The following is an 18,789-nucleotide window of genomic DNA, read 5'->3' as shown; positions in this document are numbered from 1 at the left end:
CCGGTCGGGATCCGCGGTGGGCGAGACGGGCCGTGCGGTGGGACGGGCTACGCGGCGACGAGCGGGAGGGTGTGCAGGCCGCGCAGGATGTTGTGGACCCGCCGTGTGGGCGCCCGGTCGGGCGCGCCGGCGAGGGTGTGGAAGCGGCGGCCCAGGGCGGTGAGCACGGCGTCGAGTTCGAGGACGGCGAGGTGGTTGCCGGCGCACTGGTGCACGCCGAGGCCCAGCGCGAGGTGGTCGCGGCTGTCGGGGCGGGTGACGTCGAACGTGTCGGCGCTCGGGCCCCATTTGGCGCGGTCGCGGCCCGCCGAGCCGTAGAGCAGGAGGAGTTGGTCGCCGGCCGGGACGACGGTGTCGCCGATCCGGATGTCGCGGGTGGCGCGGCGGCCGAACCACTGGATCGGGGCCTGCATCCGCAGTGCCTCGGCGAAGACCGCGTCGCCCGGGACGGCGCGCTCGCGGACCAGGCGCCACTGCGCGGGGTGTTCGGCCAACAGGTGCAGGGCGGTGCTGACGGCGTGGATGGTGGTGTCCATGCCGGCGACGGTGTAGGAGAGCATCAGCGGGACGGCCTGGGATTCGTCGATGTCGCCCCGGTCGGCCGCGGCATGGATCGCGCCGAGCCAACTGTCCGGCGCGACCCGCCCCCGTGCGGCGAAGCGGTCGAGGTAGGTGAACATCTCCTCTGCGCGCGGGAACGCGGCCCGGGTGCGCGCGGTGTCGGGGCCGAAGGTGTCGAACGTCGCGTCGGCGAGGTCGAGCAGCCGGGCGCGGTCCCGGTCGGGTAAGCCCATCAGGCGCATGACCGTGCCGGAGACGAACGGCGCGGCCAGGTCGGCCACGCCGTCGAAGACCTCGCCGCGCGGGAGCGCGTCGACCAGCGCGCGGGCGTGCGCGTACAGGCCGGCGGTGAGGGATTTCAGCGCCCTGGGGGCGAGTTGGCGCGAGAGGACCCGGCGCAGGCGCGCGTGGGCGGCGCCGTCGGTGCCCACCACCGTGTCGGTCAGGACGCGTTCGTTGACCTGCTCGGTCAGGGCCAGGGCCCGTTCGCTGGAGTAGCCGATCGGATCGCGCAGCGCGTCGGCGACGGCCGCGTGGCGCGGCAGGGCCCAGACGGCGTGCGCGTCGAGCCGTACGGCGGCGCCGAGTTCGCGCAGCCGGGCGTAGGTCGGGTAGGGGTCGGCGAGGACGGCGTCGTCGAAGAGATCGATCCCGGAGGAGACGTGCACGATGGCCCCTTTCGTCGCGAGGCCGGCGCCCGCATGCGGTGCGACCGCCGCCGACGGTGATCGGAAGCAGGGCGGCCATGATCGGCCCGGCCCGGACCCCGGTCAAGAGCGCACGGGCGCACGAACGGCGCAGCCGGGCGCCCCATGCGGACCCGGCCCCTCCGGGGGTGTCCGGGACCGCGGGGCGCCCGACTGCTCGGGTGCCGCCGATCGGCGCGACGCCGCCTTGCGGCGGCGGGAGTTCGGGTGGAGCGAGCCGACGGGCCCGGCCGGCAACGGTGGTTCGGGTGGGCCCGTCGGACGGGGTCAGGAGCCGATGGTGGGCAGGTAGCGCGGGGCGCGCCAGGCGTGGAGGTGGTGTTCGATCGAGGCGCCCAGGGACAGGAGTTCGCCGTCGCGCAGGTTGCCGGTCATCAGGAGCAGGCCGATCGGGAGTTCGCCGACGGAGCCGGCCGGTACCGACATCGACGGATATCCGGATACGGCAGCCGGAGTCGAGGACGGGATCACGTCGTTGTCGCCGCGCGCACAATCGGTGGTCCAGGCGGGCGGGTTGGTCGGTGAGGCGATGGCGTCGAGCCGTTCGGCGGCCAGCGTCTCGTCGATCGAGCGGCGGGCCAGGTCCGTCAACTCGGTGCGCATCGCGCGGTATCGCGGGTCGGTGGTGGGCGGCGCGACCAGGGCCTGTTCGAACAGCTCCTGCCCGGCGAAGCAGGTCTGCTCGGCCGGGTGGGTGCGGTTGAACTCGATCAGCTCGGCGAGGTCGCGCGGGCCCTCGCGGGTGGCCAGGTAGGCGTCGATGTCGCGGTGGAACTCGCTGAGCAGGGCCGGGAATTCCAGTTCGGCGATGCGCTCCTGGTAGGGGAGTTTCACCTCGACCACCTCGGCGCCCGCTGCGCGCAGGCGCGCCGCGGTGCGGGTCATCAGGGCGTCCACGTCCGGGCCGAGCGTGGGCAGGCGCCACAGCCCGATGCGCTTGCCGCGCAGCCCGTCGGGGCGGGTGGAGGCGGCGGCGAGGTCGAGCGGGTCGGCCGGGTGCGGCGCCCGGCCCTCGGCGAGCACCGCCAGGGTCAGCGCGGCGTCGGTGACGTTGCGGGCCATGGGTCCGGCGGTGTCCTGCTCGGCGGAGATCGGTACCACGCCGGACTGGCTGACCACGCCGAGGCTGGGTTTGACGCCGACCACGCCGTTCGCCCCGGAGGGGCATACGATCGAGCCGTCGGTCTCGGTGCCGATCGCCACCTGCGACAACGACGCGGCGAGCGCGGCGCCGGAACCGGCCGACGAGCCGCAGGGGTTGCGGTCCAGGACGAACGGGTTGCGGGTCTGGCCGCCCACCGCCGACCAGCCCGAAGTGGGCCTGGCGCCACGGAAGTTGGCCCATTCGGACAGGTTGGTCTTGCCCAGGATCACCGCCCCCGCCGCGCGCAGCCGGCTCACCAGTACCGCGTCGGTGTCGGGCGGACTGCCGGCCAGTGCCGTCGAGCCGGCGGTGGTCGGCAGGTCGCGGGTGTTCACGTTGTCCTTGAGCAGGACGGGGATACCGTCGAGCGGACCCCGGCTCTGCCCGCGCCGATGCCGGGCGTCACTGGCGGCGGCCTGGCGCAGCGCGGTCGGGTCGGTGCGCAACACCGCCTTGATCGTGGGATCGACGGTCTTGATCCGCCACAGGTAGGCGCCGGTGAGCGCGGTCGAGGTCAACGATCCGCGCGCCATGCGGGTTTGTAATTCCGGGATGGTCACGGTGTCGAGATCCACGCCCAACCTCGGCGGCGCGCCCGCGGCCGGCGGTGTGTCGTCCGGGCCGGCGGCGGCGTTCGCGTGGGCACCCGGCGCGCCGGCGAACAGGCAGCCGGCGACCAGGGCGGTGACCAGTGGGGTGACTCGTCTCTTCGTCATGGGAAAGACCATGGGAGCCATCGCACTACACGGCCGATGTCCGACACAAGCACCGCCGGTGTCGCCGGGACGAGGTCGTCGGGGGGATTTGGTGATGCTTCGAGAGGATTGGTTCCGGGGACGGGGGGAGGAATGGGGCCGATGGGAGCCGTGCGGCAAACATCGGCAAGTGGTTTCGGGGTCGTTAGGGTGTCGCCCGTGATCACAGAGCGATGGACATGGGGCGGCGATACGAGCGTCGCCAGGATCGGCTACGGGGCGATGCGGTTGACCGGGTGGCCGCAGGGCGAACCACCCGCCAGGGACACGGCGTTGGCCATTTTGCGGCGGGCCGTGGAGCTGGGCGTGAACCACATCGACACCTCGAACTACTACGCGCGCGACGGGATCGCGGCCAACGAGCTGATCCGGGAGGCGCTGCACCCCTACCCCGACGACCTGGTGATCGTGACCAAGGTGGGCGCACTGGTCGAAGGCGCGGACGTCGCCCGGCCGGCGGCGGACAAGACCGGACTCACGCCCGACAACCTGCGCCGCGGCGTCGAGGCGAACCTGCGCTCGCTCGGCCTGGACCGCCTGGATGTGGTGAACCTGCGGATGGGCGACCTCGACCGGAGCCTGACCCCCCTGGCCGGGCCCCTGGAAACCCTGCTCGCGCTGCGCGAGGAGGGCCTGATCCGGCACCTGGGCGTCTCCAACGTCACCGCCGCCGAGTTCGCCCAGGCCCGGACGATCGCGCCGATCGTGTGCGTCCAGAACCTGTACAACCTGTCCCGGCGCGAGGACGACGCACTGATCGACGCCTGCGCGGCGGCCGGCATCGCCTACGTCCCGTACTTCCCCGTCGGCGGCTTCCAACCATTGGCGGCGGCCCGCCTGGACGCGGTGGCCACGCGCCACGGGGCGAGCGTGTCGCAGGTGGCGCTCGCCTGGCTGTTGGCCCGTTCGCCCAACATCCTGCTCATCCCCGGGACCGGCTCGCTTGCCCACCTGGAGGAGAACATCGCCGCCGGCGCGCTGCGGCTGACCGGACAGGACCTGGCCGAACTGGGCTGAGCCGGCCCCGGGTCGAGAACGGCGCGGCCCTACGGGTCGGAGCGGGTCAGTGCGTACAGCACGACGTCGACCCGGCCGCCGTGCAGGCGGCCGGCATTGCGCAGGATGCCCTCCCGGTGCAGGCCCGCCCGGACGGCCGCTTTGCGTGCGGGGATGTTCTCGACGGCGGCCCGCAGTTCGAGGCGTTCGAAGCCCTGCTCGATCAGCAGCCAGTGCCCGAGCGCGCGGGTGGCCCGGGCGGCGATCCCGCGTCCGCGAGCCCACGGGGCGACCCAATGGCGCACCTCGCTGACCCGGTCGTCCCAGTCGGTGCGGCGCAGCCCGATCGCGCCGAGCAGTCGGTCGTCGGCCGGGTCGGCGATGACGAAGTGGATGCCGTCGCCCGACTCGCGCCGGGTGTGCGCCGTCTTCGTACACCAGTCGACGGCCGCCTGCGGCGAGTACGGGCGCGGCAGCGGTATCCAGCGTTGGATCACCTCGTCCGCACAGGCGATTCGGGTGTCCTCGACATCGCCGGCGGTGAACGGTCGCAGGGTGATCGGGCCCGCGGGCAGGACCCGTTCGGGAAAAACGTCGCTCACGGACAGGATTCGCCCCCTCGTCTCGAGTCGCATGATTGTGCCGCCCCGACCGGGCACGGCGTAAGGGTCCCGCGCGGAATTCACCCGCTGCGCCCAATTCGCGAATCCCACCCCGGGGCGGCGCCGATGACAGTGTTGCTCCGTGCGGGGGATGCCCGGCGTCTGGTAAGACCGGATGCGCGTTCGCGGTTTGCCGAGAGGCCGAACGGCGGATCCTCCCCATGGCCCGAGCAAGGAGAAGGCGGCATGCCACACGTACGGTTGAACGGCGCGGATCTGTACTACGAGGTCACGGGCGAGGGCGACCCGCTCGTCCTGGTCCACGGCTCCTGGACCGACCACACCGGCTGGGGGCCGGTCCTGCCGGCGCTCGCCGCCTCCCACCGTGTGCTCGTGTACGACCGCCGGGGCCACAGCCGCAGCAGCGGCGGGACCGGACCGGGCAGCCGCTCCCAGGACGAGGACGACCTCGCGGCGCTGCTCGAACGGCTCGACCTGGGACCGGCGCACGTCGTCGGCAACTCCTTCGGCGCCTCCACGGCCCTCGGACTGGGCGCGCGCCGACCCGAGTTGTTCCGCAGCCTGGTCGCGCACGAGCCGCCGCTGTTCGCGACCGTGGCGAACGACCCGCAACTGCGGCCGCTGATGCGCGTGGCCCAGGATCGGATCGACGCGGTGGTCGAGCGGCTGAGCGCGGGCGACGACCGGGGCGGGGCGCACCTGTTCGTCGAGGAGGTCGCGCTCGGGCCGGGGATGTGGCAGCGGCTGCCCGACCGGGTACGCGAGACCTTCGTCGGCAACGCGGGCACGTTCCTCGACGAGCTGAACGATCCGCACTGGGACGAGATCGACGTCACCGGCCTGTCCGCGCTCACCGTCCCCGTGCTGCTGAGCTACGGCACGACCAGCCCGCCGTGGTACGCGAAGATCGTCGGCGGCCTCGCCGAAACGATCGCACACGCACGGATCCGCCCACTGGAGGGCGCCGGACACGTCCCCCACACGACCCACCCGGAGCTGTACGCCGCCACCGTGACCGGTTTCCTGGCCGACCCGACGGCGGGGTGACCCGGACGGCGCCGGCCGGGTCAGCCCCGGCGGCCGAGCCCGGCGCCGAGGCCGAGATCGCGACCGGCCGGATCGGCGGGTACGCCCTCCGAGGCCGTGTCGATCACCTCGTCGAGGACGTCGCGCGAGCGCAGCAGGTCGGTGATCATCGTGTCGATCCGCTCGCGCTCCGCGGTGAGGTTGACCAGCAGTACCGGCGTGGCGCTCTCGTTCGCTCGACCGTCGGTGTCCCGGATGCAGGGCAGCAGTTCGGCGATCTTCCTGCTGTGCAGGCCGGCTGCGTACAGGGTCTGGATGCGGATCACCCGGTCGACCGCCCACTCGCCGTAGTCGCGTTGGCCGCCGGGGGTGCGTTCGGCGCGCAGCAGGCCCTGGGCCTCGTAATAGCGCAGGGAGCGCTCGCTCACCCCGCTGCGCCGGGCCAGTTCGCCGATCCGCATGTCCGCACCTCGCCGTGAACGACCGCTTGAACCTGACACTGGTGTCAACTCCTACTCTGCCGGCACGACGAACACAGCGTCCACGCAGGAGGAGACGACGATGGGCGACCTGACCGGCAGGGTGGCACTGGTGACCGGCGGCAGCCGAGGCATCGGCGCGGCGATCGCGAAGCGGTTGGCGGGCGAGGGGGCGGCGGTCGCGGTGACCTACGTCGAGGCGGCCGACCGGGCGCGCGCGGTGGTCGAGGAGATCGAGGCGGCCGGCGGGCGGGCCGTGGCCGTACGGGCCGACCTGACCGAGCCCGACGCCGCGGCCGAGGCAGTCGAGCGCACGGTCGCGGAACTGGGCCGCATCGACATCCTGGTGAACAACGCGGGCTTCCTCACCTACGGCCCGCTCACCGAGGTCTCCGACACGGAACTGGACCGGGTGCTCGCGGTGGACATCCGGTCCGTGTTCACCGCGGCACGGGCCGCGGCCCGGCACATGGGCGAGGGCGGGCGGATCATCGGCATCGGGTCGTGCTTCAACGGGCGCGTCCCCGGGGCGAACTTCGTGCTCCAGGCGACGGCGAAGTCGGCGCTGATCGGGCTGACCAAGGGCCTGGCCCGGGAGTTGGGTCCGCGCGGGATCACGGCCACGCTCGTGGACCCGGGCCCGATCGACACCGACATGAACCCGGCCGACGGCGACAGCGCCGACTTCCAACGATCCCTCACCGCCCTCGGCAGCTACGGCAAGGCCGAGGACATTGCCGCCGCCGTGGCCTATCTGGCGGGCCCGGGCGGTCGGTACATCACCGGCACCGCCCTCGCGGTGGACGGCGGATACACCACCTGAGGCTGCGTCGTTCCCGTCCGCGAGATCACGGGGGCGGACGGGGACACGTCGCCCGGCCGGGGCCCGACCGGGCTCCGGCCGGATGAACGGCCCGCACGGCGTGGGTACGTCCGCCGTGCGGGCCGTTCGGGTCGCGCGTGGATCACCACGGGTCCTTCGGGTTCCAGATCAGCGGCGGCGTGTTGGTGAGAATGCGCCGGATGACGGCCATCATGGTGGTCACCTCCTCTTCGAAGCGGGCAATCGGGTCAAGGACTTGGTGGTGCGGCTCAGGGTGAACGGGCGCGGCGCGGCGGCGTTGGTCACGGCCGGCCGCGCCGTACCGCCGACGACGCTCAGGCGGGCACCGTCGGCCAGCGCCGCCACCGCGTCGGTGGCCATGGTCTGGGCGATGACTGCGCCGCCGCACACGAACGGGCCCGTGCTGAACGGCAGATACGGGCCACACGCCTGCGGTCGGGCCCAGCGTTCGGGCCGGAAGAGATCGGGCCGACTCCAGCGCATTTCGTCGTGATGCAGCAGGTAGGGGCTGACCGACAGGATCGCGCCGAGCGGCAGCGCCACACCACCGAACTCGACCGCACGCGGCGTCGGGCGGCCCACCATCCAGACGAACGGACGATGCCGCGCGGCCTCGCGCACGATCCACTCGGCGGGCCACGGCCACGGCTCACCCGGCACGCCGTGCAGACCGGCCAGCAGCACGCTCCAGGCCACGGCGTAGCCGACGTTGCCCACGATCGACCGGTACAGCAGCAGGTACAGCTCGGCCACGACCGCGTCCCGCGTCTCCTCGGGACAACCGCCGATGACGGCGTCGAGCAGATCGCGCGGCTCGCCCGGACCGACGCCGCGTGCCCGACGTTGCGCGATGTCCCGGGTCAGCGCCGCGAACAGCCTGGGGCGCAGCAGCTCGGCGCGCATACGGCCGCGGATCGTGGGTGAGCGGATCAGCAGACCGGCGCCGACGGATCGCGCCAGCAGGAGCCGCAGTTCGGGTGGCGACGTCGGATGCAGCAGCAGGTCCGCCAGACATCGATACACCAGCGCGGGGCCGGCTTCGGGCCACCGTGCGGCCGTGGGGAGTTCGGCCACTGCCGCGGCCAAGTTCGCGCGATACTCGGGTAATCGCGGTCGGATGGTGTTGCGTATCGTGTGACCGAGCGCGACCTGGGCCGATCGCGAGGGCAACAGGTCGCCATAGAAGGTGGACAGCCCTCCGTTGAATTCCGGATCGCGCAGCACCACCAGGGCCAGGTCCGAGTCGCCCACGCACCAACCGCCCCAGGGCAGTGCGAAGACATCCGTGGCACGAGCACGGGACAGGCCGTCGAGAAATCCCAACGGATCCCGGTGGAACCGACGCAGATCTCCGCTACCCATCGAGCGGTCTCCCCCTCCGGCAGGCGGCTGTCGGCCACGGCGGACGCACACGCCCGCCCGCCCCGCGACAGGACCGGCGACCTCACGTCAGTATCGGCCGCCCCCGGCCGCCGAACAAGGCGGCAATCCAGCCGAATCGCCCCCCGCGACAGCGGCGCCGCGGAGGTGATCGATCGGCAAAATCGGGTCTCGGCGGGCCGCGTTGTGATGAGGTGGTCGATATCCCCGTCCGCGTTCGCATCGCCGTCCGCGTCCACGTCCACGTCCACGTTCGAGGAGGTTGTGGTGTCCGCAACGCCGCAGGAGATCTTCGGTAGGTACATCCACTCGGGAACCGTGACCCGCAACGCCGACGCCCTCGCCGAGTGTTTCACCGAGGATGGCGTCTTCGAGGCCCCGCTCGTCCCCGCCGACGCCGCCTTCCCCCGGCGACTGGTGGGCCGGGCGCAGATCCGCAGCGCGATGGCGGCCCACTACGAGCAGCAGGCGAAGACCGACCGCCCTGCGCCCAACTTCGAGAAATCCGGCTACGTCCTGCACGTCACCTCCGACCCCGACGTCTTCATCGCCGAGATCGACTCGGTCTTCGACGGCGAGGACGGCGAGGCGGACACGGCGGTGTGCCTCGTCCAGATCTTCCGCGTCCGGGACGGCAGGATCGCCCGGCTGCGCGACTACTTCGCCCCGGCCCTGGTCGAGTGAGCCCCGCCGCCCCGATCGTGGCCGCCGGCTACGTCTGTTCGCACGGTTCGACGATGTCGGCGACCACGCAGCTGACGTTGTCGGGACTGCCGGAGTCGTCGGCGAGGGCGACGAGTTCGCGAACGGCGCGGCCGGGGTCGGGGGTCTCGGCGAGCACGCGGTGGATCTGTTCGGGCGGCACGATCGTCGACAGGCCGTCGGAGCAGAGCAGGTATCGATCGCCCCGGCGGGCGTCCCGCAACCGCAGGTCGGGGGTGGCGTCGGTGTCATGGCCCAGGGCCTTGAGCAGCAGTGATCGCTGGGGGTGGGAGGCGCCCTCCTCCGGGGTGATGCGACCCTCGTCGACCATCGACTGCACGATGGTGTGGTCCTGCGTGACCTGGAACAGCTCCCCGTCGCGCCGGAGGTAGGCGCGGGAGTCGCCGATGTGGACCAGGGCCAGGTGCGCGCCGGTCCAGAGCATCGCGGTCAGGGTCGTACCGCCGGCTTCGGCGGAGTCGGCGCCGGTGACGCCGTGTACGGCCTGCTTCGCCTGTTCGACGGCGTCCTCGAGCACGTTGAGCAGGCCGTCCGCCGGGATGCCGGCGGTTTCGAGGTGCTTGAGGGCGTCGACGGCGGCCGCGCCGGCTTCGGCGCCCGCCGTGCCGTAGCCGTCGGCCACGGCCAGGAGGTGGGGCCCCGCGTACGCGGTGTCCTGGTTGGTGGGGCGGACCAGGCCGGTGTCGGACAGGGCGGCGTAACGAACGCCCAGGGGGCGGGTGGGTGTGGTCATGGCTGAATCCCTCCGGGACAGGTGCTCGACGAGGAAGCCGGCCAGATCCCGGCGCGCCACGACGTCGGCCTCGACCCCGGCCCAGAACGCCCGGACCTCCCGGGCCGCGGGGCCGGCCTCCAGTTCGCATACGTGCCGGATCCCGGTCAGCGGCATGCCCAACCGGCGCAGCCAGGCGACCAGCCGGGCCCGGTCCAACTGTTCCGGCGCATACAGGCGGTATCCCGTGGCCGGGTCGACACGCGCCGGTGTCAGCAGGCCGAGTTCGTCGTAGAGGCGCAGCGCCTTGGGCGACAGCCGGGAGGCCTTGGCGAACGCGCCGATGGTCCACAACTCCATACCGGCTCTTCTCCTCGTCCCGGGCCCGTTGCCCGGCCCCACCGATGGTGTGGCCTGCCCCAGGGGGAAGGTCAACCAGGGCCGGCCGAGCGTCGACGTGCCACGTCAGCGGGCGAATTTCGCGATGGCGGCCGGGGTTACGGGGGTGAAGAAGTTGACGAGGTTGCCGTCGGGGTCGCGGAACAAAAGCGCGCGGTTGCCCCACGGCATCGTGGTCGGCTCGTTGACGAAGTCGCTCACGTCGCCGGTCAGGTTCCGGTGGACGGCGTCCACGTCGTCGACGAGGAATTCGATGATGACGCTGCGGTTGTCGCCCGCGTGGGCGGAGCCGGGGGCGAACAGGGGGACGGTGCGGGTGCCGCCGATCGCGAGGGTGGTCGAGCCGATGGCGAGTTCGGCGAAGTCCTCGGTGAACCGGGTGGCCGGCACGCCGGTGACCCGCTCGTAGAAGTCGACGAGGCGGTCGACGTCGTCGGTGATGATGCGGATCGAGACGAGGTTCACGGGTTTCTCCTGAGAGGTCGATGCGCCGCCGGGTGTCGGTCGGTGCCTTCGGTGACACGCTAGAGGTGATACCGGACGGAATCCGCCCGGTATTCGCGAGAGACTTACCGTCATGGCCCGACCCACCACCCGCGTGCTCGCCCTCCTCGAACTGCTCCAGGCCGGCGGCACCCGTACCGTCGCCGAACTCGCCGATCGTCTGGAGGTCGACGAGCGCACCGTGCGGCGGTACGTCCGACATCTCGTCGACCTGGACATCCCCGTCGAGTCGGTGCGCGGGCGCTATGGCGGCTACCGGTTGTCGGCGGGCTACCGCATGCCCCCGCTGATGCTGACCGATGACGAGGCGCTGGCCGTGCTGCTCGGCCTGATCGCGGGTCGGCGGGCGGCCCTGACCACGGCGGCGGGGACGGCGGGGGATACGGCGGCGGCCAAGATCCGGCGCGTGTTGCCGCGAGCGCTCGCCGGGCGACTCGACGCCGTGCTCGACTCGCTCGCCTTCACCGCCGAGCCGGGCGAGCCGACCGCTCCGGAGACGGCGGTGTTGCTCACGATCGCCGACGCGGTGCGCCATCACCGGCCGATCTCGCTCCGATACACCGCCGCCGACGGCTGGCGCGGCGAGCGCACGCTGCACCCGTACGGGCTCGTGGCCCACTCGGGCCGGTGGTACGTGACCGGCCTGGACGTCGGAGCCGGCGAGGACCGTACCCTCCGCCTGGATCGCATCGCCGACGCCCGGGCCCTGCCCGGCACGTTCGAGCCGCCCGCCGACGTCGACCCGGCGCAGCGTGTGCTGACCGGGTTCGCCCGCGCCCCCTACCGCCACGAGGTGAGCGTGCTGGTGCGGGAAACGGCCGAGCGGATCCGGGCCCGGCTCCCCGCGGCGCTCGCGATCGTCGCGGAGGCGTCCCCTCCGGGCGGGGCCGATCCGGACGCCGCCCCCTGGTGCCGGGTGGAGCTTCGTGCGGAACGACTCGACTGGGTGCCGGCCCTGCTGGCGTCCCTGGACCGGCCGTTCGTCGTCGAGCGACCGGACGAACTCCGGGATTCGGTACTGGCGTTCGCCGAGCGGCTGCGCGATTCGGCGCGGCGCGGCACGCCGGCGGGGTAGTCGGTCGGATTCCCGGGCGGCGGGGAGGCCGACGCGCCCGGGGCGGTGTCGGCCGTGGCGTCCGGGTGAAACGGCGAGGTGTGTCCGGGGATTCGACGGGACGCGGAGGCGTATCGCGCGGAGACTGGGTGCGGCCGGGCGTACGCGCGGCATGCCGGACAGCAGGAGGTGCCCCATGCGGGTGACGTTGGCGACGTGGAACCTGGAGAACCTGTTCCTGCCGGGGGAACAGGACGGCCCGAAGACACAAGCCGAGTTCGACGCGAAGCTGGATGCGCTCGCGGCCACGATCGATCGGCTGAACCCGGACCTGCTCGGGGTGCAGGAGGTCGGCAACCCGGACGCGCTCGACGACCTGGTCGGCCGCCTGGACGGGACGTGGCACACCGAGCTGTCCGCGCACCCGGACGGTCGGCGGATCCGGGTGGGGTTCCTCAGCCGCCACCCGCTCACGGTGACCGCCGATGTCACCGCCTTCCCCAGCCAGTTCACCCCGCTGCAGACCGCGGACACCGGCGCGCCCCTGAACGCGATGGGTCGCGGCGGGCTCGCGGTCACCCTGGAACCGGTGCCCGGCCGGACCCTGCACGCGGCGGTGTGCCACCTGAAGTCGAAGCTGCTGACCTACCCGGGAAATCGGCACAACCCGAAGAACGAGGGCGAACGTGCCCGCTACGCCGCGTACGCGCTGTGGCGGCGCGGTGCCGAGGCGACCACGATGCGTGCCCTGGCGGACGAACTGCTCGGCGGCGACGGTCGCACCCGCGACGTGATCGTGATGGGCGACCTCAACGACACCCCGCTCGCCGCGACCACGCAGATCATGTACGGCCCGCCCGGATCGCAGATCGGCACCGGCGGATTCGAGCATCCGGACAAGGGGGACGCGGCGCGGTTGTGGAACCTCGGCCTGAAGATCCCCGTGGAACAGCGGGTCTCCCGTGTCTTCGAGGGCCAGGGCGAACTGATCGACCACCTCCTGGTCAGCCACCAACTGCTGCAACGCCTCGAGGAGGTGTTCACCGGCGCCGACGGCCCGCTGCCGTCGATCAACGCGCAGCCCGTCGAACGCCAGGGCGCGGCCGGCTCCGATCACGCCCCGGTGGCCGCGCATCTGACCTTCTGAACCCCGGCGGCGCGGCGCCGCGCGATCGACCCGTCGCCGGCCGGGCGGCATCGAAAGCCGGCCTCGGGGCAGGCGCGAGGAGACGGACACAGAAGGGTCTCTTCGCGATGAGGACAACGACGACCGGACTACGAAACACCGCCGTGGGACGTTCCGCGGCGGGCGGTACCGCGGTGGCCGCCGCAGGGCGCGCGGGATTCGTGGCGCGGGGCGTGGTGTACCTCCTGGTCGGCATCCTGGCCCTGCGGATCGCCGTCGGCGATTCCGGCCGGCAGGCCGATCGGGGCGGTGCGGTGAAGGAGTTGGCCAGGCAGCCGTTCGGCGGCTTCCTGGTGTGGGCACTGGGGATCGGCCTGGCCTGCATGGCGTTGTGGCGGCTGTCCGAGGCGGTGTTCGGCGCGGCGGGGCCCGGCGGGCGTGATGCCTCCAAGCGGCTCGCGTCGCTGGCCCGGTTCGGGTTCTACGCGTTCGTCGCCGCTTCGGTGATCGCGTTGGCCGCCGGGCGCAAGGACGGCTCCGGCGGCTCGGGCGGCTCCGAGGAGGGAGCCTCCGACAAGCAGTCCAAGGGCGCCACCGCCGAGGCGCTGGATCTGCCCGCCGGTCGCTGGCTGGTGGCCGCGGCGGGGCTCGTGGTGGTCGTCGCCGGGGTCTGGATCGCGGTACGGGCGCTGCTGCGCAAGTATCGCGACCACCTCGAACTCGGGCGCATGTCGACCCGCACCGAGCGGGTGGTCGACACGCTCGGCGTCGCCGGCGGGGTCAGCCGCGGCGCCGTGTTCACCGCGGCCGGGGTGTTCGTCCTGGTCGCGGCGGCCAAGTACGACCCGGACAAGGCCAAGGGCCTCGACGACACGCTGCGCACCTTCGCCGACACGGCGGCGGGTCCGCCGCTGCTCGGGGTGGTCGCGGTCGGGCTGATGTTGTTCGGGGTGTTCTCGTTCGCCATGGCACGGTGGCGAAAGGTGTGACATGCGGCGACGACATGGACGCGCTCTTGTAGGAGTCTACGGAGAGCCGGTCCCGGCCCCCGGGCGATTTCGGGTCTTCGACCGCTGACCGGGCCCGCCGGAGGTGCTGTGTACTCCTCACACAGGTATCCGGACAGTGGAGGCTCCCCGATGGTCGTGCCGACCTCACCCGCGCGCAGCCCGCAGGACCTCGACGACGTGATCGCCGGCGGGATCGGCGACAGCCCGCCGCGGCCGGACGGCACGCTCAAGGTGCGCGGGGAGTTCGCCTACTCCTCCGATCTGTGGGCGGAGGACATGCTGTGGGGCGCCACGCTGCGCAGCCCGCACCCCTATGCGCGGATCGTCTCGATCGACATCGGCCCGGCACTCGCGCATCCGGGCGTGTACGCGGTGCTGACCCACGAGGACGTGCCCGGCGAGAACGTCTACGGCCTCAAGGTCGCCGACACGCCGGCGCTCGCCGAGGACGTCGTGCGCTACCAGGGCGAGCCGCTCGCGCTGGTGGCGGCCGACCACCCGGAGACGGCGCGGCGCGCGCTGGAGAAGATCGTGGTCGACTACGAGGTGTTCGAGCCGATCACCGACCCCGAACGAGCCGCGCACGACGACACGTTGCCCAGCCTGCACCCCGGCGGCAACGTGGTGCGCCACCAGCCGATCACCCGGGGCGACCCGAACGCCCGGGCCGACGTCGTGGTGTCGGACGTGTACACCGTGGGCATGCAGGACCAGGCCTTCCTCGGGCCCGAATCCGGCCTGGCCGTCCCGGACGGGGACGGCGGCGTCGACCTGTTCCTGGCCACGCAGTGGCTGCACGTGGACCAGCGGCAGACCGCGCGGGCGCTCGGACTCCCGTTGGAGAAGGTGCGGTTCACCATGTCCGGGGTCGGCGGCGCCTTCGGGGGCCGCGAGGACCTGTCCATGCAGATCCACTGCTGCATGCTGGCGCTGCGCACCGGCCGCCCGGTGAAGATGGTCTACAACCGCGAGGAATCCTTCTTCGGCCACGTTCACCGGCACCCGGCGAAGATGTACTACGAGCACGGCGCGACCAGGGACGGCAGGCTCGTCTACGTCAAGGCGCGGATGTACTTCGACGGCGGCGCGTACGCCTCCAAGACCCCGGTCGTGGTCGGCAACGCCACCTCGCTCGGCGTCGGGCCGTACGAGGTGCCCAACGTCGTGATCGAGGGGTGGGGGCTGTACACCAACAACCCCCCGTGCGGCGCGATGCGCGGCCTGGGCGCGGTACAGCCCGCCTTCGCCTACGAGTCGCAGATGGACAAGCTCGCGAAGGCGTTGGGCATGGATCCGGCGCGGCTGCGCCGGATCAACGCGATCGCCGAGGGCTCGACCATGCCCACCGGGCAGGTACTGGACTACCCGGCCCCGGTCGCCGAGTTGTTGGAACGCCTGGAACGCCTGCCCCTGCCGCCGGAGCACAGCGACGATCCGGTGGACGTACGGGAGTTGCCGGGCGGCGGATCCAACACCACGCACGGCGAGGGTGTCGTGCGCGGCGTCGGCTACAGCGTGATCATCAAGAACATCTCCTATGCGGAGGGCGCCGACGACTACTCCACGGCGCGGGTACGCCTTGAGGTCGTCGGCGGCGCCCCGGTCGCGATGGTGCACACCGCGGCGGCCGAGGTCGGCCAGGGCCTGGTCACCGTGCAGCAGCAGATCGCGCGCAGCGAACTCGGCGTGGAGCGGGTGAACATCCACCCCAACGACACCGCCGTCGGCGACGCGGGGTCGAGTTCGGCGTCCCGGCAGACCTACATCACCGGCGGCGCGGTCCGTGACGCGTGTCGGGCGGTGCGCGAGGTGCTCCTCGCGCGTGTCGCCCGGCGGTTCGGCGAGGACCCCGCCGACCTGTCGTTGAGCGGCGGCAAGGTCGTCTCCGCGACCACCGGCGTGCTCGCCGATCTCGCCGACGTGCTCGGCGACGACACGATCGAGCAGACCCGGGAGTTCCACCACCGGCCGACCTGGGCGATGGACCCGGTGAGTGGGCAGAGCCCCCGGGTGCACGTGCAACACGCCTTCTCCGCACACCGGGCGGTGGTGGACGTGGACACCGAGCTGGGGCTGGTCAAGGTCGTGCGCCTGGACTGCGCGCAGGACGTCGGCAGGGCGGTCAACCCGGACGCCGTCGTCGGGCAGATCCACGGCGGCTCCGCACAGGGCCTCGGGCTCGCCGTGATGGAGGAGATCCTGGTGCGGGACGGCCGGGTGCGCAACCCGTCGTTCACCGACTACCTGATCCCGACCATCGTGGACATGCCGCCGATGACGGTGGACGTGATCGAGCGGGCCGACCCGAACGCGCCGTACGGGGTGCGCGGTGTCGGTGAGCCGCCGACCATTTCCGCCACCCCGGCGATCGTGAACGCCATCCGCGACGCGACGGGGCTGAACCTGACGCACACCCCGGTCGGCCCGGAGCACATCTGCCGCATCGAGCCGTGACGACCGCGCCGAGTCGGCGCGTCCAGGCACCCCATGGCGCATCCGCGCACCTCGATTTTTCACACCCACGAATGGAGTCACCGTGACCGCGCATGCCCAGGAAACGCCCGCTCGACAGCGCGAACGCGCCTGGATGGACGAGGCGATCAGGCTCGCCACCACCAGCGTGAGCGGCGGGGGCGGTCCGTTCGGCGCGCTCGTCGCCAAGGCCGACAAGGTGATCGCGATCGGGCACAACCGGGTCACCGCGACGTTGGACCCGACCGCGCATGCCGAGGTGAGCGCGATACGGGCCGCCTGCCGGGAGTTGCGCACCTTCTCGCTCGACGGTTGTGTCCTGATCACCTCGTGCGAACCGTGTCCGATGTGCCTGTCCTCCGCACTGTGGGCGCGCGTCGACCGGATCGTCTACTGCGCCGACCGGCACGACGCCGCGGTGGCCGGATTCGACGACCGCAAGTTCTACGACCTGTTCGAGAAGAAGCCGAGGTCGATGTGGCCTACACGGGTCGAGCAGTTGGAACTGCCCAACCGCACCGCGCCGTTCGACGCATGGGTGGCCAAACCCGACCGCGTCGACTACTGACCCGGCGCCGCCGCCCCGAAGCACGTCGTGTCGGCGAACCGTCAATGCCGAACCGGGTGTCGCGTCATGAAGGTTGTCAGCCGATCGGTGTCCGGATCAACGTGCGGGCCGCCGGCCGCAGTCCCCGGGCGAGGACGAGCAGGAGCAGCCCGGTGCCCAGCGCGATCACCACGATCATCAGGCCGTTCCACGGTGAGGACGGATCCAGGCCCTGGAGCGAGCGCAGCCGGCGCTGGGCACGTGCCGACCACACGAGGCCCACCACCGCGCCGACGCCGGCCACGATGTAGTACACCCACCAGGTGACGGCCCGAAACCGCGCGCCGGGGCGGCGGGCGACGACCGCGCGCACCGCCGTGGCCGCGAGCACGCCGAGGGTGTATCCGGCGATCCCGGCCGGGCCGCCGATCACCGCCGGCAGCGGCCGGGCACGCCTCGGTTCGGGGGTCGGCCCGCCCGCCGCCGGCGTGGCTCGGCTCGTCGGCCGGGTCCGGCCCGGTCCCTGTGTCCATCATCCGACCAGCGTCCCCCGGGGGTACGCCGGCACCCTGCTCCGACATGGGTGCCGGCGCGGACGTCACCGGTTCGGCGGTGGTGTGATCGGGTGACCCGCGGTCGGTGGGGCGGTGTCGGCCGGCCGGGCGAGGGTCAGCGCGTCCAGGCCTGGTTCCAGGTGCCGTGGCAGGCGTAGAGGCGGATCGCCGCGCCGTCGCCGGAGTTGTTGTTCCAGATGTCGGCGCACATGTTGGCGGTCTTCGTGTAGAGGGTGTTGTTGCGCAGCGCGAACTGCTGGGCGGGATTGCCGCTGCAGTAGGCGAGTTGTACGACGGTGCCGGACGCGGTGCCGCCCCAGGCCGCGTCCATGCACAGGCCCTTGGTGCGGATCGTGCCGTCGGGGCGGATGTCCCACTTCTGGTTCACGTCGCCGTTGCACGACCACAGGATCAGTGGCGTGCCGTCGGAACCGGCCGAGCCGCTCAGGCACTTCCCGGAGGCCGGGTTGCGCAGCGGGCTGCCGGGGACGTCCGGCTTCGACGGCGGCATCGCCGGCCCCGGGCCGCCGACCATGGGCTTGGGCGCCTCGCTCCGCGGTTCCTGCTTGACCGGGGTCTGCTTGGGCGCGGGCGGTGCGGCGGGGCGCTGCGTCGTGGGCGGCGGATCGGCGGCGGGCGGCGTCGTCGCCGCGGCGCCGGCCTGGCCGGGTGCGCCCGGGGCGCCCGGCGATCCGTCGGCTCCGGGCAGGCCGTTCGCGCCGGGCAGCCCGTCCGCCCCGGGGGCTCCCGGTGCCCCGGGCGCGCCGGGCGACCCCGGCAGGCCGTCGGCTCCGTTCGCCCCGGATGCGCCGCCCTTGCCCGGCGCGCCGGTCTTGGCGCCCGCTGCCGAGACCGTGCGGTGGTGCGTCGCGGTGTCGCCGCTCGCGCTGCTCTGGGCCAGGGTCACCGCCAGCGTGCTGACGGTGACGATGCCGGCCGCGGAGGCGAGGGAGATCCATACCCGCCGCCCGGGCAGGAGGCCGCGCGCGGGACGGGGCGGCCGGCGGGCGTACGCCTGCGCGAACGACGGCGCGGCCCCGGCGGCCGGGGAAGCCGACGAACTACCCGGCGGAGCCGAGGTGTTGGGTTCATTGGGTGCAGACACGAACTACTCCTCCATCAGCCAAGGCCATCGGCCACAAGCCATGCGTCGACGCCGGGATCGGCCGGCGA

Annotated in this window: 18 protein-coding genes; 9 read left to right on the top strand and 9 right to left on the bottom strand. The window is 72.6% G+C overall.

The window, feature by feature from the left end; translation table 11 throughout:
* Window positions 1-47: 47 nt before the first annotated feature.
* Window positions 48-1,229 (bottom strand): cytochrome P450, encoded by a 1,182-nt coding sequence (locus tag ACFXKZ_RS38460; protein WP_380007915.1) that lies wholly within the window; start codon window positions 1,227-1,229, stop codon window positions 48-50.
* Between the two features lie 306 nt (window positions 1,230-1,535).
* Complete coding sequence (locus tag ACFXKZ_RS38455; protein WP_380007912.1) at window positions 1,536-3,128, bottom strand: amidase family protein; 1,593 nt, start codon at window positions 3,126-3,128, stop codon at window positions 1,536-1,538.
* A gap of 261 nt (window positions 3,129-3,389) precedes the next feature.
* Here ACFXKZ_RS38455 and ACFXKZ_RS38450 point away from each other — a divergent pair, with 261 nt between their 5' ends.
* Window positions 3,390-4,184, top strand: coding sequence for an oxidoreductase (locus ACFXKZ_RS38450; protein WP_380008072.1), 795 nt, complete (start codon window positions 3,390-3,392; stop codon window positions 4,182-4,184).
* 29 nt (window positions 4,185-4,213) lie between these two features.
* Here the strand turns inward: ACFXKZ_RS38450 and ACFXKZ_RS38445 are convergent, their stop codons facing one another.
* Window positions 4,214-4,765, bottom strand: coding sequence for a GNAT family N-acetyltransferase (locus tag ACFXKZ_RS38445; RefSeq protein ID WP_380007909.1), 552 nt, complete (start codon window positions 4,763-4,765; stop codon window positions 4,214-4,216).
* A gap of 246 nt (window positions 4,766-5,011) precedes the next feature.
* On the opposite strand from ACFXKZ_RS38445, the gene ACFXKZ_RS38440 reads away from it, so the two are divergent.
* Window positions 5,012-5,833: an alpha/beta fold hydrolase gene (locus ACFXKZ_RS38440; protein ID WP_380007906.1), complete on the top strand. Its 822-nt coding sequence runs from the start codon at window positions 5,012-5,014 to the stop codon at window positions 5,831-5,833.
* 20 nt (window positions 5,834-5,853) lie between these two features.
* Here ACFXKZ_RS38440 and ACFXKZ_RS38435 read toward each other — a convergent pair whose 3' ends face one another.
* Entirely contained in the window at window positions 5,854-6,273 is a 420-nt protein-coding gene (locus tag ACFXKZ_RS38435) for a MerR family transcriptional regulator (RefSeq protein WP_380007903.1), read from the bottom strand.
* Between the two features lie 100 nt (window positions 6,274-6,373).
* Between ACFXKZ_RS38435 and ACFXKZ_RS38430 the strand changes: the two genes are divergently transcribed.
* The gene (locus tag ACFXKZ_RS38430) at window positions 6,374-7,114 is read left to right on the top strand and encodes an SDR family NAD(P)-dependent oxidoreductase (RefSeq protein WP_380007901.1); all 741 of its coding nucleotides are present in this window, start codon (window positions 6,374-6,376) and stop codon (window positions 7,112-7,114) included.
* 219 nt (window positions 7,115-7,333) lie between these two features.
* Here the strand turns inward: ACFXKZ_RS38430 and ACFXKZ_RS38425 are convergent, their stop codons facing one another.
* Entirely contained in the window at window positions 7,334-8,497 is a 1,164-nt protein-coding gene (locus ACFXKZ_RS38425; protein ID WP_380007898.1) for a cytochrome P450, read from the bottom strand.
* A gap of 285 nt (window positions 8,498-8,782) precedes the next feature.
* Here ACFXKZ_RS38425 and ACFXKZ_RS38420 point away from each other — a divergent pair, with 285 nt between their 5' ends.
* On the top strand, window positions 8,783-9,199 hold the full coding sequence (locus ACFXKZ_RS38420; RefSeq protein ID WP_380007895.1) for a nuclear transport factor 2 family protein: 417 nt from the start codon (window positions 8,783-8,785) through the stop codon (window positions 9,197-9,199).
* A 28-nt stretch (window positions 9,200-9,227) separates the two neighbouring features.
* On the opposite strand, the gene ACFXKZ_RS38415 is transcribed toward ACFXKZ_RS38420, so the two are convergent.
* Window positions 9,228-10,310: a MerR family transcriptional regulator gene (locus ACFXKZ_RS38415; protein ID WP_380007891.1), complete on the bottom strand. Its 1,083-nt coding sequence runs from the start codon at window positions 10,308-10,310 to the stop codon at window positions 9,228-9,230.
* 105 nt (window positions 10,311-10,415) lie between these two features.
* On the bottom strand, window positions 10,416-10,814 hold the full coding sequence (locus ACFXKZ_RS38410; protein WP_380007888.1) for a VOC family protein: 399 nt from the start codon (window positions 10,812-10,814) through the stop codon (window positions 10,416-10,418).
* Between the two features lie 112 nt (window positions 10,815-10,926).
* Here ACFXKZ_RS38410 and ACFXKZ_RS38405 point away from each other — a divergent pair, with 112 nt between their 5' ends.
* The 5 genes from ACFXKZ_RS38405 (at window position 10,927) to ACFXKZ_RS38385 (ending at window position 17,083) form a co-directional block, all read left to right on the top strand.
* Window positions 10,927-11,928 carry a helix-turn-helix transcriptional regulator gene (locus tag ACFXKZ_RS38405; protein WP_380007885.1) on the top strand — a complete coding sequence of 334 codons (1,002 nt, stop codon included), beginning with the start codon at window positions 10,927-10,929 and terminating at the stop codon, window positions 11,926-11,928.
* Between the two features lie 181 nt (window positions 11,929-12,109).
* Entirely contained in the window at window positions 12,110-13,054 is a 945-nt protein-coding gene (locus tag ACFXKZ_RS38400; RefSeq protein ID WP_380008069.1) for an endonuclease/exonuclease/phosphatase family protein, read from the top strand.
* Window positions 13,055-13,161: 107 nt separating this feature from the next.
* A complete protein-coding gene (locus ACFXKZ_RS38395) occupies window positions 13,162-14,022 on the top strand; it encodes a DUF1206 domain-containing protein (protein WP_380007882.1) in 861 nt (286 codons plus the stop codon).
* 150 nt (window positions 14,023-14,172) lie between these two features.
* Window positions 14,173-16,497: a xanthine dehydrogenase subunit D gene (gene pucD / locus ACFXKZ_RS38390; RefSeq protein ID WP_380007879.1), complete on the top strand. Its 2,325-nt coding sequence runs from the start codon at window positions 14,173-14,175 to the stop codon at window positions 16,495-16,497.
* Window positions 16,498-16,579: 82 nt separating this feature from the next.
* Window positions 16,580-17,083 (top strand): nucleoside deaminase, encoded by a 504-nt coding sequence (locus ACFXKZ_RS38385; RefSeq protein WP_380007876.1) that lies wholly within the window; start codon window positions 16,580-16,582, stop codon window positions 17,081-17,083.
* Window positions 17,084-17,159: 76 nt separating this feature from the next.
* Here the strand turns inward: ACFXKZ_RS38385 and ACFXKZ_RS38380 are convergent, their stop codons facing one another.
* Together ACFXKZ_RS38380 and ACFXKZ_RS38375 are read right to left on the bottom strand one after the other, a co-directional pair.
* Window positions 17,160-17,495 (bottom strand): alpha/beta-hydrolase N-terminal domain-containing protein, encoded by a 336-nt coding sequence (locus ACFXKZ_RS38380; RefSeq protein ID WP_380007873.1) that lies wholly within the window; start codon window positions 17,493-17,495, stop codon window positions 17,160-17,162.
* 236 nt (window positions 17,496-17,731) lie between these two features.
* The gene (locus ACFXKZ_RS38375) at window positions 17,732-18,721 is read right to left on the bottom strand and encodes a ricin-type beta-trefoil lectin domain protein (RefSeq protein ID WP_380007870.1); all 990 of its coding nucleotides are present in this window, start codon (window positions 18,719-18,721) and stop codon (window positions 17,732-17,734) included.
* Window positions 18,722-18,789: the final 68 nt, after the last annotated feature.

Origin of the sequence: Embleya sp. NPDC059237 (assembly GCF_042754105.1) — a bacterium.
GTDB lineage: Bacteria > Actinomycetota > Actinomycetes > Streptomycetales > Streptomycetaceae > Embleya.
This window is presented reverse-complemented; position numbering and strand designations above follow the sequence as displayed.